Annotated in this window: 15 protein-coding genes; all 15 read right to left on the bottom strand. The window is 61.0% G+C overall.

Features of this window, described 5'->3' with window-relative positions:
• Positions 1–341: 341 nt before the first annotated feature.
• Positions 342–1,343 carry an RHS repeat-associated core domain-containing protein gene (locus ACYQ6J_RS00315; RefSeq protein WP_460182203.1) on the bottom strand — a complete coding sequence of 334 codons (1,002 nt, stop codon included), beginning with the start codon at positions 1,341–1,343 and terminating at the stop codon, positions 342–344.
• Positions 1,344–1,466: 123 nt separating this feature from the next.
• Positions 1,467–1,934 (bottom strand): hypothetical protein, encoded by a 468-nt coding sequence (locus tag ACYQ6J_RS00310; RefSeq protein ID WP_460182202.1) that lies wholly within the window; start codon positions 1,932–1,934, stop codon positions 1,467–1,469.
• 403 nt (positions 1,935–2,337) lie between these two features.
• Positions 2,338–3,297, bottom strand: coding sequence for a hypothetical protein (locus tag ACYQ6J_RS00305; RefSeq protein WP_460182201.1), 960 nt, complete (start codon positions 3,295–3,297; stop codon positions 2,338–2,340).
• Positions 3,298–3,375: 78 nt separating this feature from the next.
• Positions 3,376–4,326, bottom strand: coding sequence for an RHS repeat-associated core domain-containing protein (locus tag ACYQ6J_RS00300; RefSeq protein WP_460182200.1), 951 nt, complete (start codon positions 4,324–4,326; stop codon positions 3,376–3,378).
• Positions 4,327–5,271: 945 nt separating this feature from the next.
• On the bottom strand, positions 5,272–5,433 hold the full coding sequence (locus ACYQ6J_RS00295; RefSeq protein WP_460182199.1) for a hypothetical protein: 162 nt from the start codon (positions 5,431–5,433) through the stop codon (positions 5,272–5,274).
• A gap of 284 nt (positions 5,434–5,717) precedes the next feature.
• Positions 5,718–6,476: a hypothetical protein gene (locus ACYQ6J_RS00290; protein ID WP_460182198.1), complete on the bottom strand. Its 759-nt coding sequence runs from the start codon at positions 6,474–6,476 to the stop codon at positions 5,718–5,720.
• A gap of 117 nt (positions 6,477–6,593) precedes the next feature.
• Positions 6,594–7,763: an RHS repeat domain-containing protein gene (locus ACYQ6J_RS00285; RefSeq protein ID WP_460182197.1), complete on the bottom strand. Its 1,170-nt coding sequence runs from the start codon at positions 7,761–7,763 to the stop codon at positions 6,594–6,596.
• A 404-nt stretch (positions 7,764–8,167) separates the two neighbouring features.
• Positions 8,168–8,662 carry a hypothetical protein gene (locus ACYQ6J_RS00280; protein WP_460182196.1) on the bottom strand — a complete coding sequence of 165 codons (495 nt, stop codon included), beginning with the start codon at positions 8,660–8,662 and terminating at the stop codon, positions 8,168–8,170.
• The gene (locus ACYQ6J_RS00275) at positions 8,647–9,570 is read right to left on the bottom strand and encodes an RHS repeat domain-containing protein (protein ID WP_460182195.1); all 924 of its coding nucleotides are present in this window, start codon (positions 9,568–9,570) and stop codon (positions 8,647–8,649) included. Before ACYQ6J_RS00275 ends, ACYQ6J_RS00280 begins: the two co-directional genes overlap by 16 nt.
• A 78-nt stretch (positions 9,571–9,648) precedes the next feature.
• Entirely contained in the window at positions 9,649–9,777 is a 129-nt protein-coding gene (locus ACYQ6J_RS00270; protein ID WP_460182194.1) for a hypothetical protein, read from the bottom strand.
• Between the two features lie 35 nt (positions 9,778–9,812).
• On the bottom strand, positions 9,813–10,604 hold the full coding sequence (locus ACYQ6J_RS00265) for a hypothetical protein (protein ID WP_460182193.1): 792 nt from the start codon (positions 10,602–10,604) through the stop codon (positions 9,813–9,815).
• Positions 10,579–11,286: an RHS repeat-associated core domain-containing protein gene (locus tag ACYQ6J_RS00260; protein ID WP_460182192.1), complete on the bottom strand. Its 708-nt coding sequence runs from the start codon at positions 11,284–11,286 to the stop codon at positions 10,579–10,581. Before ACYQ6J_RS00260 ends, ACYQ6J_RS00265 begins: the two co-directional genes overlap by 26 nt.
• Positions 11,287–12,124: 838 nt before the next feature.
• Complete coding sequence (locus tag ACYQ6J_RS00255) at positions 12,125–12,958, bottom strand: RHS repeat-associated core domain-containing protein (protein WP_460182191.1); 834 nt, start codon at positions 12,956–12,958, stop codon at positions 12,125–12,127.
• A 515-nt stretch (positions 12,959–13,473) separates the two neighbouring features.
• The gene (locus ACYQ6J_RS00250; RefSeq protein WP_460182190.1) at positions 13,474–20,232 is read right to left on the bottom strand and encodes an RHS repeat-associated core domain-containing protein; all 6,759 of its coding nucleotides are present in this window, start codon (positions 20,230–20,232) and stop codon (positions 13,474–13,476) included.
• Positions 20,233–20,322: 90 nt separating this feature from the next.
• On the bottom strand, positions 20,323–22,585 hold a 2,263-nt coding region (locus ACYQ6J_RS00245), incomplete at its 5' end, for an O-linked N-acetylglucosamine transferase, SPINDLY family protein (protein WP_460182189.1).

Genomic DNA, 22,585 nt, shown 5'->3' with positions numbered 1-22,585 from the left:
TCGCCGGGCGAGCCACGGCGGAGCTCTGCACGCGGTACGTTGCCCCTCGAGACCAAAATCGTTTCCGTGCTGTCCGGCAGCCACCAGAGAGCCCGATCGATATCCTGCGGCAGTTCGCCTGCCCGGATGTACGACGGAGACTCAGCGGCGCAGGCCGGCTCACGTATCGGGCCTGATACGCAGTCACCGATGGTGGTGACAGAGAAGACGCAAGAGACAAGGCGCAGGACAAGGCACCTTTTGCAGGTCGTAATTCGTTCCATCGGATCAACCTCCATGAGAGCGTGCGCCGTGAAAGAGTTCTGCGACCAGGCGCGCAATGCGACCGACCGGACGTTTCATCATCGTGCGTAAAAAGGGTGGCCCCAGCCAGGTTCGTATGGCCCCCATCCACTGCCTATCATTACTCCCGCACCAGTAAGAATCTCCCATGTGGCGGTGTTGCATGTGTTGGCCTCGCTGCCCAACCACTCGCCACCTGGGCCGAAAATGTAGTATGGCCTCCCGGTTGCTGATTGCCCAACTAGTATCGCCTGGACAATCACGGACTGAGCAAGGCTACACGGATCCACGCTTCCGGGGGTGATTTCGTGGCGTGTTCCGGCGCAGCGCCCTTCTCTCATTACTAGGACCCAACTGGCGCCAGGCAGATTGCCGACACTTGTCGCGATCGGCCCACTTCCCAGGATGGATCCGTTTGGCCCGAGCGTACCGCTAAACGGTCCGCGCGTTAGTTCAATTGCGTACACCGTGTGAACAAGCATTTGCCGATAAACCGGGATAAGCACAGGGAGAAGCGAAATCTGCCCAGGCGTTTCCCAAAGACGCCCACACTCGTCGTAATACGGGGTTGGCGGAACTGCTTGCACCCACTCGAGCCTGCGCTCATAGTGGTCGAGAATGTTACGAACCTCATCTCGCTCCACCTGAATACATGTGTGATTGAATGGCGTTCCAAGCACTGGTGAGGTGTACACGGCGGCGCTACAAGCAAGGCCGGTCGCGTCAGTGAGTAAGAGCACCCCGTTGTGCACATATCGGTACAGGTTCTCATCGCCGGCGGCGAAGCGGATCGGGTCCTCGCTCAGCCAGCGGCCGACGCGCGGGTCGTACCAGCGGTTGAGATTGTTTTGCAGGCGCGTATCGGCGTCAAAGGGTCGGGCGGTGAAGAGGAAGAGCGAGTCCACCGCCGGGTTGCTCTCCGACATGACGCGGCCGAAGGCGTCGTAAACCAAATGGTTGACCACGGTGGTGGTGTCCGTGCCGGGGTCGTACTTGGCGATGTCCCTGACAGTGTTCAAGTGATCCGTCAACGTCCATTTTACCGAATCCGCCAGCCCCACGCCCAGCGCTCCGCTCTGGGCGTGCCACCCGAACTGTGAACCCCGCCTGCTACAACTGCCATGAATTCCATAGGCGCGTGTCTCAAACCGGTTGACACACTCCAGTCCGCCCCCCTGTTTGCTTCACCACCTGCCGACTTCAACGTACAATCGTCCCGTCTTGGAATGTTCCCAAACGCTCACATAGCTTTCGGTGTTGTCATCGCGCCGTCCAAACTTACGGGTCGCCGGTGGTGTATCAGGCATCCACCAGTCGGGATGGTCATATGCTACGGATAAAAGCGGCTCCTCATCGCTTCTCGTTAAATCACGCAACTGCCACCTGCTCACCAGTTTCTCGCGTAGCGCTGCGTCGGAACAAGAAAACTCAAACAGATGGCAGTAATCCAGGCCATGCCTGATCTGTTCATGCCGGACCAGCCGTGCCGAGATCGGCAATTCGTCCACAATCACGGCGTAAGGCGGTCGCCGCAGAAAACGAATCGCCCCGTACGCCATCGCAAGAACAACGCCGAACGCGATCACCCAACGCAACGTCCACCGCCGACTGGTGATGTTCAACTTCGACGGCTCCGTGCTACCGTCGCTCATCGTGGGCATTCCTCCAAAGGCAACTGCGATGGGAAGAACCAACAATGGCGTGGTCGTCCCCTATCCCGCGCCGGATTGCACTAGCCGTGCGTTCATTGCGGCTGCATCATTGTCCCAGGAATTGGTATCCTTGGTGACGGGAACCCGAGCCATGGCAGGTACATGGAATCCATAGCGAACATAAAGGTGACGTCAACTGGCAGATTCTTGAGGTTCTGGATGGCCCTTTCTTGCAGCTCTTCCCGTGGTACGTTTATTCGTATTCGGCTTTCGAAGCATCCATTAGCGATAGGTTGCCACGTAGCGAGTTCCCGGACATATTCGCTTTCAAAGGGAATGCTCCACCAATTGCATTGCATACGTAGAATATGTTCCGCTGCCCGAGCTGAGTTCGACAGGTATCTCAATCCCAGATACGGCTTCGGGCCTTCCCGCCAAAAAACACCAAGCCTACCGCCTCGGGGTCCCATTGCAGCATCGATTGGGCACTGCTCGGCTTTGGCGCGACTCGATAGTGCCGCAGGCCCCACGCGGGCCACACCGGATCCACGTATTGCCATTCCGCAAGCGAAACCGGTAGAGCGCGAGTCGGGGCCCGCTGTTGCATACGCGCAATCATGACTCTTATCATGTCCAGGCTAGTGGCGCAGACGTACACATCCGGCCGTGGGGCGGCTATCCACCGGCGGTCGTCCTTTTGCGGCACGAGGACGTATCCGCCCGTGTTGTCGCCTGAAGTAGAAAAATCCTGGTTGAGGTTGACTTCGAACACTGTTACGCCCTGTTCGATCCGCCATGTACTTCGTAGCTTCGTTAAGGCGTTCACAAGTGGAACTGCCCTGTTATCACCAAACAGGACGATATCACAGGTATCGGGACCGGCCGACGTCACCCAACATAACGCCTTCATGAATAAGCGAACGCTTTTGGGGGCATAGAACGTCGTTATCAGGTTATCCCGCGTATCAGGCGGATAAATGCGTTGGTAATACACCAGGGGCTCGATACACCTCATTGCTACCAGGTCTTCGTACCGATGCTCCATTTTTGAATAGCGCCAACCTTGGGGCGAGGGCAGGAACGGCGCACCGCCTCTCTTTTCCGGCGGCGACGCATCCCGCCATTCCCGAGCCGGAACTTGACCTCTTGATACGAGGATGGTTTCGGTATTCTCCGGCAGCCACCACAGAGCTTGCTCTAAATCGTCCGGCAGGTGAATCGCCCGGAGCCCCAGCGGGGAATCCGCCGTGTGCCCAGGGGCATCCACCTGGCCGGATGCGCAAGCGCTGATGCCCACAGCACACAAAAGGCCCAGGCCGAGGCGAAAAGGCAACCAACTGTCTCGTGTGTTCTTTCGTTCCATGCGATCAACCTCCATTAGGGGCCAGGGCAGCGGCTCGTTCACGGAGCGGGCGCGCGATCCTCTCGGCGGGGCATCCTGTCAGCGTGCATAGTAAGGGTGCCCCCATCCGGGTTCGTTCGGACCCCATCCCGCGCCTATTTCGATTCCCGCGCCGGTCAAAATCTGCCATGTCACCGTGTTACATGTATTGGCGTTATCGCCTAACCATTCGCCACCCGGTCCCCAAATGTAGTACGGCCTCCCGCTTGCTAATTGCCCAACGATTATCGCCTGGACAATAATCGACTGGACCAGCGCACAGGGATCTACCGTTCCAGAGATGATTTCGTGGCGTGTCCCTACGCATCTCCCTTCTCTCATTACTATAGCCCAGCTAGCGCCAAGCAGGTCGCCGACACTGGTCGAGACGGGTCCGGTTCCGAGGATTGATCCATTGGCCCCAGGGGCGCCACTGAATGGTCCGCGCGTGAGTTCAATTGCATACACGACGTGAACAAGCGTTTGGCGATAAACCGGGATAAGCACGGAAACGAGGCCCCTCTGTCCAGGCGTTTCCCAGAACCGCCCAAACTCATCGTAATATCGGGTTGGAGGCAGTACTTCCCGCCATTCCAGCACGCACTCATAGTGATCCAGAATATTGCGCACTTCGTCCCTCTCTACCTGGATACACGTGTGATTGAATTCGGTTCCAAACACCGAGGACGTGTAGACGGCGGCGCTGCAGACAAGCCCCCTGGGGTCTACGTAAACGACCGGCTTGTTACGACAGTATCGGTAGAGATTGATGTCCGCTTGCACCGGGTCCTCGCTCAGCCACCTTCCCACGGCCGGGTCGTACCAGCGGTGGAGGTTGTTTTGCAGGCCGGCGTCGGCGTCCAGCGGCCGGGCGGTGAAGAGGAAGAGGGAAGCCACTGCCGGGTTGCTCTCCGACGTGACGCAGCCGAAGGCATCGTAAACCAGATGGTTGACCACGGTGGTAGTGTCCGTGCCGGGATTGTACTTGGCGATATCCCTGACCGTGTTCAAATGGTCCGTCAAGGTCCATTGAACTAAATCATCGGTACCGTTGTCAACGAACTTAATCCGCCGGGATCTGATCCGACGCAAGAGCCCACAGATAACACTGGCGCAGCCGGCGGACCTGCACATCCATGTAATTCGCGCGGCAAAAGTGCATCACGATCTCGTCGGCGTCGCAGGCAGTGTCCTTTCGGCGAGCTTGTGCGGGCCTGGGGCGTCGAGTCGGGTCAAGGGAGGCCGCAGCGACCACCTGCGCGGCCAAGGGCCGTCGGGGTCCACCGCACGGGGGCAGACCGCGCTGGGCGTAGCATGGGGCGGACAAGGCCGGATGGGTGGGGACGAGGAACGGGCCAGGCGGCAGCGGGCGGAGGCCGGAGCAGCCGGGGATCGGACAGTGGCCCCGAGCTGCTTATGAAGAGCCACAGGCTCTGACCGCGGGCTCGGCCGCCGCCAAGGACTCCTCGTGGTTGCAGGGAACTCCCCGGCCCAGGTGGGCCTCCATTTTGGTGGGATGCTTCATCGGGACTATCAGATACTCGAACCAATTGACACCCGAAAGTTCGCACGTGCAGATCGGGCTCCTGTACACGTCCCCCACGTACGATGTTTTGAACAGCAGGGCCTTTTTCCTATGGAGGATCCCCTTTTTCGGCGCCCTTTCGGCGATGTTATTGCGTGAGCCGTGCGCCGGGCACTCGGAGCAGCAAGGTCAATTTGTTCCACTGCCGCAGCATGTACCGGGCCGCCGAACCGAGGCCCGAGTGGGATTCGACCTCTTTGTACTCTGGCCGCGTTGAGCACGGGCTGAAAAGTCGCGTTTGAGTACCACGGATTCCGGATCCCTGCGATCGGGCCGTCGCGAGGCCACCCCATAAGGCAAGGGGTAAGCGCTTCACAACGCAGGGACTTACCTCCGCTTCGTTCCGGTAGACCGCCGTCAGAAGTTTCCGGTCAGAGTCGCCTTCCGCTGGAACAAAAGGGCGTCTTCTCGCCGAGCGAAAAGCGACTTTTCAACGTCGGTTCGGGATAACTCAGCCTCAGGGCCGTGCGGGAGATGGCGTCTCGGGAAAGCAGCGTGCTGGCCGGCTGCCACAGCGATTCAGGAATCCGCATCCCCGGGCATCGGCTTGTGGGCGAGGCGGCGAGCGGTTGGCGCGTCACAGCCAAGTCGGGCGGCAAGGGCTTGGAACGTCTTCCTACTCGTCGGGCCCCGATCGCTGGAAGTCCCAAACGGACGTGAGCCACTGACAGATCCCAGCCTACGAGCCCGCCCCAAACGGTCACTCAAGCCCGCCGAAAAACCCAGCCCATCCAGGTTCCTCTCGCACGTCCCCACACACTGCGCGTGAGCGCCACCCGCCGTTCTACCCGGCTCCCGTTGTCTGCGACATTCAGAGTCACTCCCGCCGTGCACGGCGTCTTTCCAGCAGCAACTTAACCTCTTCTGCTAACAGGCCTGGAACCGCGATTACCGCACATGCACCAAAACCAGTCAGGGCCGAACCAACATAGACCCCCACCAGGACTCGGACAAGCTCCATTCCGAAGTCGACGACCAGCTGTGGCGCGAACGGAACCATCAAACGTCCTGCCGCCAACCCGTAACCGGCTCCACCCACTACGGTAAACCGCATGACCCGGAAAAGCTCATCCACACGGCGCGCTCGCTGTACCCAAAAGAAGGCACCAATCATTGCGCCAACAAGGGCTGCCCCTTGCATCGCACCGACCTGTCTTGTCTCAGGACGTCCAAAAGGTATCACAGCAGCGACTTTGGCGGCCAGTACACCTAGCACAAGAGCCAAGAGTAGTTCTACTACTCGCGGAGGTCGCTCGAAGAGTGAAGGACACCGCCTGACCTCACGGAAATAGAAAATTGATGGGGTTACCGTCGGAAGCAAAAGCATTCCCAATTGCCAAAGGATGCGTTTTTTCCTGGGCACAAGTAGCTCCGCTGCGTACACGAAGATCCAGCTTACGCACCCGACCATCATAAGATTCCCGAACAGGAATGCATCGCGCGCAGCGACGAGCGGAACGTCCTGATGATCGAATAGCGATCGGATCGGGTCACACACGTACAAAGCCCATGCGGCAAGGGAGGTGGCGACCGGGACATAGAGAGCAAAGAAAATGTCAGCAAGAAACTTCCTCATATGGACACACCTAGTGTATTCATACAAGCAGAAAGCTACTTCGCGTGCGTATCAAGCTCCTTTGCACGTTCCAGCGCGCCACACACTAAACGTATTTCCAAAACAGGGCGGAATTACCTAGAATTCGCACATATAGTTGAACGTCGCAGGCGTTGGCTCTATCTCTGTTGGTCGAAGCGCTCGGTACTGCTTTTGACAGTCACGCTGCTGGATGGTTAGCTTCTCCTGAGCGTACAAAGGCTCATCGAACAGCTGGTAGCCAGACGACCATACGCGAGTATATGTTAGATAGGTGCTAAGCGAAACCCCAAGCCCGACATCCAGCCCTCCGGACGCCTCCGTGTTACCGGACCCGCCGCTCACAGATCCACCAACAATGAGCCCAGTCACGCTGAATCCAATGTAGGACCAGTCCCAGCCTGCCAGGTCTTCACTACTGTCTGCCGACACATAGCCGTGAGCGTAGGCATAAATTGTACTGTCCAAGCCAGCTCCGATAGCGAACACGGACATCGAGCCGTGAGCAACTGGGATCTTGTACCGCTTCTTCTTAAAACAATGCCCCCGGCACGAATAGGTAGTTTCGCCAACCACCAGAGACTTTTGGCACGTAAACTTCGCCTTGTAATAATAGTACCCGACTATTACCTGACCGCCTCTGGCAGTGCCGGCCCATTTCCAATTAACGCCGGGACACTCGACCCAACCAAACGGGTCCATTATCTCGGTGGGGCGGTTGCGAGTGTAACGGACCAGTGAGGGGTCGCCCGCGTCAAAGCCAATCGGATCCTCACTCAGCCATCTTCCCACCGCTGCGTCGTACCAGCGGTTGAGGTTGTTTTGCAGCCCGGTGTCGGCATCCAACGGCCGGGCGGTGAAGAGGAAGAGCGAGTCCACCGCCGGGTTGCTCTCCGACGTGACGCGGCCGAAGGCGTCGTAAACCAAGTGGTTGACCACGGTGGTGGTGTCCGTGCCGGGGTCGTACTTGGCGATGTCCCGCACCGTGTTCAGGTGATCCGTCAACGTCCAGGCTACCAAATCCGCCGTCCCGCCGTCAACTTCTTCCTCGGCCAGTATCTGGTCCACCGCCGGACCCCAGAGGTAACGCCAGCGAAGGTCCGAGGCCACTACGTTCCCTGCGCCGCTATGCTGGAAATCCAAAACCACCTGGTTGCCGTCGTAGGCGAAGACTCGTTTCTGTTCGTAGTCACCGTCGCCGTTGGCATCCATCCGCCGCCGCACCAGCCGATTCTCGTGGTCGTACGATTGGCGGATCACCCAATCCACGGCCGCCCCGTAACTCGCCTGATGCTGCACCTTGTATAACCGATTCCGATGGTCCCAAGTGTACTTGGTAATATCCCCGTCGCCGCTGTCGAGCTGCCCGTTCTGGTTATTATCGACAAAGCAGTACGTGCGGTTGCCCTCGGTAAAGCCACCTTGGCACTGCTTGTCCCAAGCAGTGCCACAACACTCTGCGTCCGTTTGCCAAGCAGGGGCACCCGCGCGCTCTGGTCAGGGACGGTGTGCCTGACCTACTTGGCTGGCGGGAAGTGTAACCGTCTGATGTGTTTCACCCAACCACTCCCTGTAGCCTCCGGGGCTTCAGATTCGCCCCTGCAGCTCGAATCTTCCAGCCCCGGCCACCTTGCCGGCCCGTCCCTTGAGCAAGGGTATCCGGCCCGTCCAAATCACCATCGGCCATATTCGACATACAGCCGGTTTACCTGAGCCTGTTCCCAAACGCTCAGATATTGTTCAGTTTTTTCATCCCGCCGGGCAAAAATACGAGTGGGTGTCGGGCTAGTGGGCGTCCACCACTCGGGATGGTCAAATTCCACAAACGATGTGGGATACTCACTGGTGCCGGTCAACTCATCCAACTTCCATCTCGCCACGAGGATATCGCATAACGCCCCATCTGAACAAGCAAACTCGAATAAGTGGCAATAATCGATGCCATGCCGAATTAGGTCATACCTGAGCAAACGTGCCGACTCGGGCAGTTCATCCACCAAGAGCCGATAAGGCGGCTCAGTGAGATAGCGGATCCAACGGCAGCACAGGGAACACGACACCAGAGACACAGATGCAAATGAGCATAGTATCGCGAGTCCGATCCGCAACCGAAACGCCCTCATCCAAACGGCGCGATAACCGTGTGCATTGCTTACTTTTTCGGACACGGATAAGTCTCCTTCCAAGTGAACTTCCAATACCAGGTTGCCACAAGGTCATAAGGCTTTGCAAACGGCAAGTCAATGGGCGCGAACTGGCCGCCGATGTCCAAGGGATTCTGAAACCTGTCGCGAACATGAAACCAAAGGTCGCAAGTCCCTGATGACGCACTAATCCAGAGGTCCTCATTACACCCTTTGCAGTCGATTGTCACTTCGCATGTTCCACGCACGCGTACATTCGAATGCCGCATGATGGTTAAGACGTCAAACATGCCACCACCTGAATGTACGTCGAGAACGACCGGCACAAGGTCCGAGAGGTTGACTTGTGCCTTCGTTATTCCCGACTCGCAAGAGAGCTGCGATATGAGTTTGGGTACCAGTCTGTGACGCAATTGCACTTGGACCTGGGGCTTTATCTCCTGCCACCAGGGCTGAAGCAATCCTATCTTGTGCAACGATACCTCCTGCCCGAACCCAAAATAGTACCACCAGAAGAAGTCGGGCACGTCCCATTTCTGACCAAGGGGTTTCAGCCCGTAGGGATCGGTATGGTACACGGGTGCGTTGCCTACGTACTCGCACAGATTGATGCCGGCCGCGAACCCCATCGGGTCCTCGCTCAGCCAGCGGCCGACACGCGGGTCGTACCAGCGGTTGAGGTTGTTTTGCAGGCCCGTGTCGAGGTCGAACGGCCGGGCGGTGAAGAGGAACAAAGAGTCCACCGCCGGGTTGCTCTCCGACGTGATGTTGCCGAAGGCGTCGTAGACCAGGTGATTGACCACGGTCGTGGTATCCGTCTGCGGGTCGTACTTGGCGATGTCCCGCACCGTGTTCAGGTGATCCGCCAGCGTCCAGGCTACCAAATCCGGCGTCCCGCCGTCAACTTCTTCCTCGGCCAGAATCTGGTCCACCGCCGGGCCTCGGAGGTAACGCTGGCGCAGGTGCCCGACCTCGATGTCCTCGGAATTGCCCCCCCCTCACCCCCGCCCCTACTTCCCGGCGGGGGGGGTTGCGATGTCGTAGACGAACACGCGCCGCTGCTCGGCGTGGCCGTCGCCATCGGCATCGAGCCGCTTGTACACCCAGCGGTTGGCGTGGTCGTAGGCGTGCTCGATCACCCTGTCCACCGCCGCCGCGTAGCTGGCCCGGTTGCCTACTTACCGCGGCCAGGGCTACACAGCTTCTCTCTGACTGCGGGATGGAAGTACACTCGAACCGGTTTCGTCTTCGTACCGCTTCGTAACACTAAGCCGCATTCCAATGAACCCGTCAGGATCGCTTGATCAATGTAAACGGCTTTGTAATCGATTTTCTCTCCCCTGTTAAGCGTGTCGCTGTTTTGTGCCACAGCCGGCAACAGTAGCCACGAGTCGCCTTTCCAAGCTGTTTTGACGGATATGTCGATCCACTCTCGCTGGTCCCAGGGGATCGGTTCGGCGCCGGGCCTCACAGGCGAGCGAAATGTGGTACCGAAATCCATCGGCGTGAATTCAGGGAAAACTTCTACAGAGGTGCCTTCTCCACTTCGTAACCAGATACCCAGCACGTTGTTGTCTATGTCAAGCCAAGAGATTGTCAGTACTAAGATGAGGGACGTATCTTCGCGGCCATGCTCGTCTCCCGCCGAACGACTGGCCTTCCCAGGCCTAGGCATAATTGCAGCCGACAGGATGACCGGTTCGCGTAGCAGATGTTGTTGCCCCGGTTCAAACAAAGCGAGCGCCTTCTTCAGCCCCGGCAACTCGCATTCATAAAAGTAAGGATCAGTGCCCATGGATCCCTGCTCTATCTGAGCCGCAACATCGCGCAGGAGGATCTCTGTCGCCCGGAGCTTTCGAGACGTTTCTGACGAACATCCTGCGACCGTGGCGGCGAGTAACAGGACAAGAAAACCAAGGGCCACTACATTCCAGGTGTGACTACTTGAGTGCGTTGTCAATAGCATGGAGCACTTCCTCGACCGTGGGCCCCCTTCCACCCGGCCCGCCATAGTATCCAGGGAAAAGACTCGCACCATGCGGGGCATACATCGGCACCCACCGGTGATGCTTGACGAACTCGTAACCCGACACCATCCCGAACCAGCATGAACATGGCTCGCAATTTTCATACTCTACCTTCAACCACAAGCGGTAACCCCGAGGCCGGTACGCCGCATCAACGGCTCCTGCACCACCGCCGAAAGATGATAATCCAGCATCTGCAATTGCGGCAACTAATTGCTCCAACGCCTCACGTAATCCACCCGTCAGTGCGCCACTCGTTATACCTCCCGCTGCTTGGATAAGTGAAAGCACAGATGACGCACCTTCAATACTAGCAACGGCCGACATGGCATCAGGGTTAGCACCTGAGGTCGGAACGACGTCTACTACTTTCTTCCTATATTCGTTCTTGAAACCAGATGCTGGTGGCCTACATTCGCCGCAATATAGACCAAGTGCATCACGCATGGACACTGGAATATTTGACACATACCGATACAGGTTCATATCGTCTACCGCAAAGCCCAGCGGGTCTTCCGAAAGCCAGCGGCCGACGGCCGGGTCGTACCAGCGGTGGAGGTTGTTTTGGAGGCCCGTGTCGGGGTCGAAGGGCCGCGCGGTGAAGAGAAACAGACTATCCACCGCCGGCTCACGCCCACAGCTCGTCTTCCGCTCAGTCGCGCCACCCAATCTGCGATTATCCCCTGGCACACCGCGTCCACTCCAACCGCCCTTCGTGTCCTACCGCCAGCGGGCACGGGGCTGCCCCACGCACCCACACACCGCCCCCACGGCGGAAATCCCAGCAACAAATGCAATTGCGGTCGCCTGCCACCCCAGTGTGCCGGCTCCGAACCATGGGTACTTCTCCCGCCGTAACTCGCCATCGCAAAACGACCATGCTCATTTTGGTTCCTTCGGTCGACCAGCTCCGAACCCCGAGGTGTCCCCCTTTGCGCGAACCACACTCCGGCACGCTTCCAGGTATTGCACCAAGGAAGAATGTGTCAGACAGAACTGCTCAACAGCATTTAGATAATCCTCGTGGCTGATGCCTCTTGCGGAGAGATATTCACTATGGAACCGCGCAAGCTCCTCGAAATCCTCCTTTCGAATCCTCTCTGATGCGGCATACCGAGCCTGCAACTGCGCGCGCGATAGAGACTCAAGGAACGCGAAACAGCTAACGCAGACAAGCGCAACGACGCACAGCCCTATAATTATAGGCCGCATGGCACCACTCCTCCTAACCGTTCGCAAAAGGAATTATCCAAGACACTTGGCCTCACAACGTCGCCATTGCCGCGTGCAATCAGCACGGTAGGGATCATTGGTCCTACGTACATCCACATCGCTGCTCCGCTTAACGCAACTGACAGGGCTGAGGCCGCGTGTTGGCTACTCTCCCTGATAAATCCCGTCCGCGCGCCGAAGGGCACCGACACTCTCATCATACATAGAGATGCGACGACCACACAACTCAATCGGCTCGGCGGTTCGGCCTGATCGCTCCCCAACGCTCCAAGTCGGCCTGATACACGAAAGAACACTTTATGCACTCCCAAAGAGAAAGGTCATTCCGCCTTCCCTTCAGGAGGCCTGCAACAATAGCCGATCTGGCAAACCATCTACAATCCCGTACCCCGACAATATATCTACCCGGCGCCTTCTCAACGTCGCGGATGAATTGCCTGACGCCCTGCTGAAAAGCACTCTTGTCGTAACACTCGTCGGCTACGGTGACATCTTGGCAGACAGAATAGCTTTGGCCTTCCGCGACGCCTGCTGGGGCGGCCTCAGGATAGATTTGCAGATCGTCGTCGCGCACTGCTCCTTGGCCAACACTATGCAGCCTTTGTTCAAAGAACCCCCAGCCTTTCCCATCGATCGTGATGAACCAATGGGACGGGACATGGCCCCAGATGTAATGGCCCTTAATGAAGCCCGTGCAATATTTTACACCGGAGGATTGAAATTCCAACCCCTTGGGATCACGACGCAACAGGACCGCATTCTCCACGTATCGGTACAAGTTGTTATCGCCCCCGGCGAAGCCGATCGGGTCCTCGCTCAGCCACCTTCCGACGGCCGGGTCGTACCAGCGGTTGAGGTTGTTTTGCAAGCCGGTGTCGCCGTCGAACGGCCGGGCGGTGAAGAGAAACAGAGAATCCACCGCCGGGTTGCTCTCCGACGTCACGTTGCCGAAGGCGTCATAGACCAGGTGGTTGACCACGGTGGTGGCCCCCGTTTGCGGGTCGAACTTGGCGATATCCCGCACCGTGTTCAGGTGATCCGTCAGTGTCCAGGCTACCAAATCCGCTGTCCCGCCGTCAACTCGTCCCTCCGCCAGGATGTATCTGCAAAAACAGACGGCGAACGAAACAGTAATTCCTCCTGCAAACAAGCCTCAGCCAACTCAGGCCTCTAACTCCGGGTCGAATAGGTACGCATATGTCAGCGCCCGCTGCGCAATCGCCATTGCATCCGGCGACGGTACTCCAGTCGCAAGAGAATGGCGCATCTCACCTTCCGCAAGAGCCAAGAAGTCCTCCAACGTCGCAACGGCTTGCCGATAAGTCTCGGGCTCACTGCCGAGCTCGAGCGCCGGCATGGCGTCGTCTGTATAGGTGCAAGTTGCAAAATCCTCCATCAAGGCGAAAAATAAACCAAGCGCCTGTGCGAGAGCCTTGTCAAGACATGGCTCATAACAGCTAACATACCTCTCCACGGAACGTCTAGTGTCACACAACAGCCTGCAGGCGCTGATGCACTGCAAGGCGGCAGTCAGTGTATGTTCGGCTCTTTCGGAAAGCATGGAGCGCCAACTCTTTAATCCGGAAGTAGCTGTTTCAGGTACTCAATCTGATACCGTATGCGCCACGTTTCAGGAGTATCTACGCCACCACGATAGGGTGCGTCCAGATGCCGTTTGAGCGTCTTCTCAAGAGTTCTCAATAAGGCCTGCTTCTCTCGCAAGGACATGCCTGATACCTGTTTCCTCCACTTATCAAGCCCCTCCATCAACTTGATACCGCGTTTAAGAGTACATAAGGATTGGCGCGTTTTGGGGTCGCTGACACAGGTTAGAATGTCATCGAGTATGTCTCTCGCGATGTCCCATTGGCCCGTCCGGATTTTTTCCCAAAGAGCACGCGAAGGACTATCGGTATCCCAGGGCATTCCCACTAGGCCAGCAGGGTCCACCGCCGTGAGGACCCCATTCCCCACGTACCGGTACAAGTTCCCATCGCCGGCGGCGAACCCGATTGGATCCTCGCTCGGCCACCTTCCCACGGGCGGGTCGTACCAGCGGTGGAGGTTGTTTTGGAGGCCCGTGTCGGCGTCGAACGGCCGGGCTGTGAAGAGAAAGAGACTATCCACCGCCGGATTGCTCTCCGACGTGACGCGGCCGAAGGCGTCATAGACCAGGTGATTGACCACGGTCGTGGTCCCCGTCTGCGGGTCGTACTTGACAATGTCCCGCACCGTGTTCAGGTGATCCGTCAACGTCCAGGCTACCAAATCCGCCGTGCCGCCGTCAACTTCTTCCTCGGCCAAAATCTGGTCCACCGCCGGACCCCAGAGGTAACGCCAGCGAAGGTCCGAGGCCACTACGTTCCCTGCGCCGGTATGCTGGAAATCCAAAACCACCTGGTTGCCGTCGTAGGCGAAGACTCGTTTCTGTTCGTAGTCACCGTCGCCGTTGGCATCCATCCGCCGCCGCACCAGGCGGTTCTCGTGGTCATACGAATACCGAATCACCCAATCCACCGCCGCCCCGTAACTCGCCTGATGCTGCACTTTATATAACCGATTCCGATGGTCCCAGTTGTATTTCGTGATGTCCGTGTCGCCTGCGTCGAGCTGGCCGCTCTCGTTGGCGTCGATGAACCGGTACGTGCGGTTGCCTTCGGCATCGTACTGGTAGCGATAGGTGCCGTCGGAAAGGAGCTGATTATTGGGCCCGGTAGTGTACGTGCTGCCGTTGGCGATGACGCGGTTGCCATTGGCGTCGTACTGGTAGCTTTCGTCGCTCTGGTAGTCGTAGTCGGCGGCGGTGAGCTGGCCGGTGGCGTCGCTGGTGTAGTCGGCCGTGCCGTCGATGGAATTGACGTACTGCGTCATCCGCCCGGCGGCGTCGAAGGACCAGCCGTAGTCCACGAAGGTGGTCTGGCCGCGGTGGTGGACCAGGTCGGTCAGTCGCCCGGCCAGGTCGTGGCCGTAGTCGCTCTGGGCGACAAGCTGCGCGGCGGCCAGGTCGGCGTAGCGGGTGAGAGTGTCGAGCTGGCCGGCGGCGTCGTAGGTGAAGTTCACCATTTTCGTGGCTACGGGATTACCGCCCGACTGAGCTGCCTGCGTGATGAAAGTTACACGGCCCAAGGAGTCGTAAAAATAACGGTTTTTGAAGTCCTTCGTGCCGTTTAGATCGACAATCAGGCGAGTCTGCCGACCCGCGCTGTCGTATACTCGCCCGAAGGTAAGGGTGGGCGTTAAGCCGACCACCGTTTGGACAGTCTGGGTCATGCGCCCCAAATTGTCGTAGGTGTGCTGATAATCGGCCTCGATGTCGTCCACCGCTGTTTGCTGCCCGGCCGCATCGTAGGTGAAGGAGATGGTCCGCACGCGGTTCTGATCGGCATCGGCGTCGGCAGTGTTATTGTACCAGATTTCGGCGGTGTTGCGGCCGAGATTGTCGAACTGGAACTGGCGGACCCGGCCCAGGCGGTCGACCCGGCGGACGAGGTACCCGCCGGCGTTGTAGACGAACGAGCGGGTGTAGCCCAGTTCGTTGGTCTCTTCCACAGAGCGGCCCAGCGAGTCGTAGACCCAACTGGTGGTGTTGCCTTCCGGGTCGGTGAGCGAGAGGCGGTTGCCGGCCGCATCGTAGCTATACGTGGTGGTGGCGCCGGCTGCGTCGGTCTGGCTGGTGAGGCGGCCGAGGTTGTCGTAGACGTAAAGTGTCGTGTGATCGAGCCGGTCGGCCTGGTTGAGGACATGTCCGGCGGCATCGTAGGTGAAGGTCGTCCAGGGGGCCAGTTCGGGGCCTTGGCCGTCGGGGTCGGGCTGGGTCACCTTGGTCTGCCGTCCCAGGTTGTCGTACTCGTAGGTGGTCACCCGATCCAGTGGGTCGATCACCTGGGCCAGTTGCCCGGCGGCGTCGTACACGTAGTCGGTTTCGGGGCTGGTCAGGGGGCCTTGGCCGTCCGGGTCGGGTTGGATGACTTTCGTCTGTCGTCCTCGCCGATCGTACTGATAGCTGGTGACAGCCCCCAGCGGGTCGGTGACGCTGACCAGTTGCCCGAGCTTGTCGTACTGGTAGCTGGTCTGTGGGGCGGAGAGGGGGCCTTGGCCGTCGGGGTCGGGCTGGATGATGCGGCTGCGGCGGCCCAGGTCGTCGTACTGGTAGCTGGTCACGCGATCCAAGGGGTCGATCGACTGGACAAGCTGCCCGGCGGAGTTGTAGACGTACTCGATTTCGGGGGCCGTGAGGGGGCCGGCCCCGTCGGGATCGGGCTGGATGATCTTCGTCTGCCGTCCGGCGATGTCATACTCGTATCCGGTCACGTTGCCCAAGGCGTCGGTGGTGGTGGTGACCCGACCGGCGGCGTCGTAGGCGGTTTGCGAAAGGGGCGCTGTGAGGCGGAGGAGCACCGCGTCGGCCACCACGTTGGCACCGGCGATGGCCGAGTTGTTGGCCAATTGGACGATGAGCGTCGAATCGCTCGCCAGGAAGCTGCCGAGCTTGAAAAAGCCGCGGTCGGCGAACCGGCGTCCTGCACCGGTCTGGGGAGGCTCCTGCGTCTGGTCCACCGTGAAGGTGGCCAGGGGCTGACCGGAGGTGTCGCCTGCGTACACGGCGAAGGGGGCGTCGGTGGCGTTTTGGGGATCGGCCTGCCAGGTCACGTAGACCTCGTACTGCATGCCCAGCATGAGGTGCGCGAAGGTCCAGGTGGCCGTGGCCGTGGGCTGGCCCGTGACGGTGCTATGGACCCGCGAGTTTCCCTCGTAACCGGCCTGCCAATCGGCCCAGGTACCGGCAGCCTCGGCGTAGCCGGTCGTGCCGTCGTCGATCACCGCTCCATGGTAGTTGGCTATCGGGCGGTCGGCGTTGTCGTAGGCGTATTCGGTCACGTTGCCGAGCGGGTCGATCACGTGGCTGGTCCGCCCGGCCGCATCGTAGAACTGGCGGGTCACCGGGCTGGCCAAGGGACCCGGGCCGTCGGGGTCGGGCTGGATGGTGCGGACGACCCGGCCGCGGGAATCGTACTCGTACTGCGTCACATTGCCCAGGGGATCGGTTTCGGCCACCAGGTTGCCGGCGGCATCGTAGGTGTACTGGTACACGGGGCTGGTCAGGGGCCCTTGCTCGCCGTCGGGGTCGGGGAGGATTTTGCGGATGAGGCGGCCCAGGGCATCGTACTGGTACTCGGTGCGGCGGCCGAGTTCGTCCACCTCGGCGGTGCGTTTGCCGCTGGTGGCGTCGTACTCGTACTGGACCGTGGCCTCCAGCTCCGTGCCCTGGGCATAGGTGATGCGGGTGATTTGGCCGCGGCTGTTGTACTCGTAGCGGGTGAGGGTCCCCAGGGGGTCGGTCTCGGTCTCCACCAGGCCGACGAGCGTCCCATCGCCGGCATCGGTATAGGTGTAGCGGGTGACCACGTCGTCGGTTTCGCCATTGCCCGGCGAGTCGACTTGGCCGACCACGATCCGGGTCTCCAAGACGAAACCGGTGGCGGGATCGAGGGTGTAGCGGGTCTCGATGCCCCGTTCGTCGATGTACCGGATGACGGCATTCCAGGTGTAGTCGTACTCCCAGCGGCGCGTCCCGCCGTCGGGGAGGATCATCGTGATGCGGTTGCCTTTGTGGTCGTATTCGTAAGAGGTCACGGAGGCGGTTAGCGGGCCCTCGCCGTCGGGATCAGGTTCGATGGCCCGCACCACTTGGCCGGCGGCGTTTCGCACATAGCGGGTGGTTTGTCCCTCGCCGTCCACGGCGTCGGTAGCGAAACCCCAGCGGTCGACCTCGGCCGTGGTGGTCACGCCGGCGATGGTGGTCGTGGCCTGCAATTGCCCGAAGTCCCGCAAGGCCGCCGGATTTTCCGGCGTACCTTCGCCGGCCGAGGTATCGACCAGGGCCGCGGCCGGGATCGAGACGTAGAGCTCCTCGGTGCCGTCGCCCCGGATGATCTTTTTCAGGCGGAGGGCATGGTCGTATTCGTAAGTCTCCTGCGAGCCGTCCGGGAAGATGATCTTCGAGAGGAGGTTATTGGGTCCCGCGTATTCCAGGGTGGTGACCGGCGCGGGTAGGGGGCCGTCACCGTCCGGGTCGGGCTTGATGATCTGGGTGACCCGCCCGGCCGCATCGTGGGTGTAGGTGGACACGACGCCGTCGGGCCGGGTCAGTTGGCTGAGCCACCCGGTGACGGGGTCGTACGTGAAGGTGGTCGTACCCTCCGCTTCCACGACCCCCACCAGGCGGTTCTCCGCGTCGTAGTTGTAGGTCGTGGGATTACCGGCCGGGTCGATGGTGTTGAGGATCAGCCCGCTGGGTGCGAAATGATCGGCGGTGCCGTCCTTGGCGGTGAGGGTGAAGCCGGTGGACCAGTTGCCGGTGAGGGTGTAGCCGCTGGTGTCGGCGGAGGTCTGGGGAATCCAGCCCCCGGCACCGTCGGGGACGAACCGCTGGATGCCGCGGCGGAGCAGGAGCACGTCCCCGCCGTCGGGGATCAGGCGGGCCACGCCGAAGGCGAACCACCCCGGCGCCATGTAGCTGGGCAAGGTGTTGATGACGTTCTGGGTGCCGGTGTGGGTGATCGTCCGCGTGCTCTGGTCGGAATAGTGCTGGATGAGCTGGACGGTCCAGTCGTAGGCCCCGGTGGGAAGTTCGCTCACATCCACGGGGAAGGCGAAGGCGTAAGAGGGGCTGGCACTGGCCCCGGCGGCGTCGAACCAGATCGTGGTATTGGGCATAGTATTGCCGAACTGCACCAGCCGGGCCTCCACCCGCTGGAGGGTCGCCCCGCCGTTGGTAAGCTCCAGCGGACTAATGGCGATCACGGTCTCGCGCCCCGAGGCCAGGTGGGCGTAGTAGGTCAGCGGGGTCCCGGCATTGGTCACCCCATGGCCGCCGATCGGGCCGCTGGCGGCTGTGAAAACGCTTAGGCAACTCGTGTCGCGTTCACAGCAGCCGACGCAGGGCCAGAGATCCGATAGGGGTTCCTCCACCTCGATCGTGGCCGTATCGTACTCCTGGTCCACGTTCCAACCGGTGATCGTCCCCACGACGGTCTCGTAGGGGTCGTACTCGTTGCGATAGCGGTCGTACCAGGGGACGAAGGTCACGAAGTAGCTGTTCCGGCCGGCGGGTATCGAGAGGGTGGCGGAGCCGGCGATCACGGCCATGTTTTCGTCGTGCAGGAACCCGTCGGCATCCACGACGTAGTCGCGGGGGCCGGGATCGTCGTCCCAGTGGGGATCGTCATCCAGGGTGGCCGTGCCGCCGGCCGAGAAGGCCACCGAGACGTTCTCGAAGTTCTGGTTGCCGTCCAAGAGCCGGATCAGAAACCGCCCGGCCGAAGCACCAGGCATTTCCGATTCCAGGCCGGATGTCGGCTCGGGGAGCAGATCTGTGGGTTCCACCGCGTTGCTGTTGGGATCACGCTCGATGACCCAGTCGTTGTCGTGCAGGTCCACCACGTCCGAGCGGTTGCCGAAGGGGTAGCTGGCAGGCATCCCCCCCAGGGCCTGGTTGGCGCTGAGATCAAGGGCCACGGTCTCCTTGACTTCGGCGACGTGGTCGTCGATCACGGCCACGTCGAAGGGGATCTCCGTAGTCTCTCCCGAAAAAGTCACATACCCGGTGGAGGAGTACTCGCATCCCTGCCATTCCACGCCCGGCAGGGGCTCATAATCGTAGCCCTGCCGGGCCGTGCCGCCGATATCGAACCAGGCGCGGATCGCATAGGTCGTATCCATCGATTCCCCAGGGGGGCCGGCCCGGCGGACGACGAAGCGGCCCGAATTCCCCGGCTCCGCCGCCACGTTGTCCGTGGCCGCCAGGGAGATCGTCCACTCGTCGTCGTCCTCGATGGTCACGGTGGCCTCGCTCGGCGAACCGATGGTCACCGGATACGTGCCACAGCACTGGCTGGTGGTATACCACCCGCCGGTCAGCCGTACCGTCAACTCTTCATTGCCCTCGAACCAGGCGTCGTTTTCGATCGTGATCGTGGCCGACCGGCTGCCGTCCCCATAAAACTGGATGTAACCGTAAGGGAGGAAGCCCGAGGCCTGATAGTCGCAGGAATCGGCCGTACCGGTAATCTCGAAGGTGGCCACGCCATAGGCGATGTTCGACGGACAGTCGCTGATGGTGATCGTGAACGTGGAAACCCCCTCTTGCCGCTCCACCTGGAGGGCTTGGTCCACGCTGATCGTGGCCGTTACCGAAAGCAATTCCCTCTTCTCCAGCGGCTCGAGGCGGAGCGGGCGGTGGCGTGGGGAGCATCCCGTGCCTTTGCAGCGGTTGCGGAAGCGGCGGACCGTGCGATTCCAGAGACTCCGAACGGGCGACGGCAGCGATGCCATGGTCGGGCTCCTTTTCTCTCCTCCGTTTTTGGCCGGCATGGCCGGCTTGTCTGCGACCCGCAAAAACCGTCGGCGGGACAACCGAGCGCGTTACGGGGCGTCCTCGATCGCCCGCCGGAAGAACGCCTCGAATTCGCGCAGCACCTGCTCGTCCTCATACAGGACGCCGCAGCGCTGGAGAATCTTTTCTCGCATGGCCTGGCGGAAGTCGCCGTCCCGCCCCAAGCGGACCGCCAAGGCCACGTATTGCTGTTCGTCCCCTGCCACCAGGTCCTCGACACCCATCCGCCGGTACAGGCCCGCCGCGTACCGCTGCACCATGTAGGGACCAGGCAGCGTGACGACCGGCACACCCAGGGCAAACGCGTCGTAACCGGTCAGCGACGCGCTGTAGCAGGGGGCGTCAAGGACCGCGTCCGCCAGACGCAGCAGGCGGTAGTAATCCCGCGGGGGCTGGCTGGGCAAAAAGAGGACCCTCCGCAGAAGCGGCTCGCCCAACGTCCGCTGCCAGCGGGCCTTCAAGCGGGCCGCCGTGGCCGGGCGGCTCCCCTCCAAGACCACCAGGTGCCCGCCGGGGTCTTCCCCCAGAATCCGCCGCAAGAGGAGATCGAAGTCCGGATGGAACTTGGCCGGCCGGTGGGGGCAGAAGTAGATCGCCCCGTGGGCCGGCAAGCCGAAATCCTCCCGCTTGGAAGGCGGGGGCAGGTCCGGCCGCGGCTGCCAAGCGGTGGTACCTTCGAACAGGACCAGCCGTTCCGTATAGTCTTCCCGGGCCTCCGGCCCGCGTTCGAACAACCGCGAGGAAAGAAAATAGTCGATGTTCGCGATTCCCGTCGTGCCGTGCTGGCCGAAGCCGATGCACTGCACGGGAGCCAGGGGCAGAAACGGCAGGAAGTAGTTGACGATATCGGTACCCGCCTGCCAGTGCAGGAGAATGTCGCACTCGGCCCCGCGGATGGCCCGGAAAGCGCTTTCCATCTCATGCGGGAATGCGATCCAAAGGATGTCCCCAGCGTGCACCGCCGGGCGGCATTCGCGCAGCGCAGCGGACGATACCAGGCCGACCACCTCGAACCGGCGCCGGTCCAGCCGCTCCATGATCCCGCCGAAGCCCCGCAGGAAACCCCCGTGATGCCCATAGGTGGCCAAGAAGCCCACGCGGATTCTCGCCCGCCGCGGGCCCCGGGTGGGTAACTGCTTGGGAAAGGCCGGGGCAAAGAGGCGGGCGAACTTCTCCCGCAGGCGGCGGTTGCACACCCCGTGGTGATAAAGGTGAAACGACGGCACAAAGCCGTCACGGAAGGCGCGCCGCCAGTCCAGCGGGGGCGATTCGGCCAAGGCCTCGTCGAGTCGCCGTTCCAGCTCCGCGCGATACTGAAGAATGGCCTCGGCGGAGTCGAACACGGTCGGGCAGAGGCTCAGCTCGCGAAGTCGCCAGATCGGCTTGTCCGGTCGCAGGCCGGCGGCGGTTCGAAACTCCTCCCGCGCTCGCTCCTCCTCTCCCAGGTCATTGTAGACCAGTCCCAGGTTCAGGTGCGCGTCGGCCGAGTCGGGCCGCGCAGCGATCACGCGGCGAAACGCCTCGGCCGCTTCCGCGAAGCGTTTGGCTCCGCAGTAGATCTCGCCCAGTTGCGTGAGCGTTTCCACTTGCTGCGGGGCCGCCGCCAAGCTGTCGTGGCAGAGCCGCACCGCCTCCTCGGTTTCGCCTTTGGCGTGGGCGACGCGGGCCAGGTGCCGCAGGGCGTCGGCGTGCCGCGGGGCAAGCCGTAGCGCATGACGGAGGCAGCTTTCCGCCTCCTCCCACTCCCCTTGTTCCAAGTGGATCAACCCAAGGTTCGACCAGGCGTCCGCATACTCGGGCCGAAGGGCGATTGCCCTCCCAAAGGCCGCCCGTGCCTCGGCCGGCCGTCCCATCTTCTTGAGCACTGCCCCATAGTTGTTCCAGTAGACCGCCTTCGTGCCGCAAAACCGCAGACTCCGCTCGATCAGCTCCAGGGCCGCAGTGTGGTCCCCGCGCGCTGAATAGATCAGACCGAGAAAGTGCAAGGCCCCGGCGTGGTCCGGCTGCGCAGCCAGGATATCGCGGTAGATGTTTTCGGCCGTCTGGAAATCGCCCGCCCGATGGGCCGCCAAGCCCTGCTGAAAAGCAACCGCCACGGCGTGAGCCGCCGTTCGTTCCACCGGCGGCCCGCCGCGGCTCTCGTGTGCCGTCAGCTCGGGTACGCTCCCCATCGTTCCCGTCTCCAGGTTTTGGCGCAGGTCGCAGGCGAGAAGACTTACCCTGGGCGTCGTAGGTGCCGGACTACAAGGCTCAGGAAGATCCAGCGCCGCACCGGCCGCATGCGGAGATTCC

Source organism: Thermopirellula anaerolimosa (assembly GCF_054657335.1).
This window is presented reverse-complemented; position numbering and strand designations above follow the sequence as displayed.

Coding starts and splice junctions, on each gene's coding strand:
- ACYQ6J_RS00310 (WP_460182202.1), bottom strand. CDS start 1,934: ATGAGCGACGGTAGCACGGAGCCGTCGAAGTTGAACATCACCAGTCGG.
- ACYQ6J_RS00305 (WP_460182201.1), bottom strand. CDS start 3,297: ATGGAACGAAAGAACACACGAGACAGTTGGTTGCCTTTTCGCCTCGGC.
- ACYQ6J_RS00295 (WP_460182199.1), bottom strand. CDS start 5,433: ATGCGGATTCCTGAATCGCTGTGGCAGCCGGCCAGCACGCTGCTTTCC.
- ACYQ6J_RS00265 (WP_460182193.1), bottom strand. CDS start 10,604: ATGCTATTGACAACGCACTCAAGTAGTCACACCTGGAATGTAGTGGCC.
- ACYQ6J_RS00290 (WP_460182198.1), bottom strand. CDS start 6,476: ATGAGGAAGTTTCTTGCTGACATTTTCTTTGCTCTCTATGTCCCGGTC.
- ACYQ6J_RS00250 (WP_460182190.1), bottom strand. CDS start 20,232: ATGGCATCGCTGCCGTCGCCCGTTCGGAGTCTCTGGAATCGCACGGTC.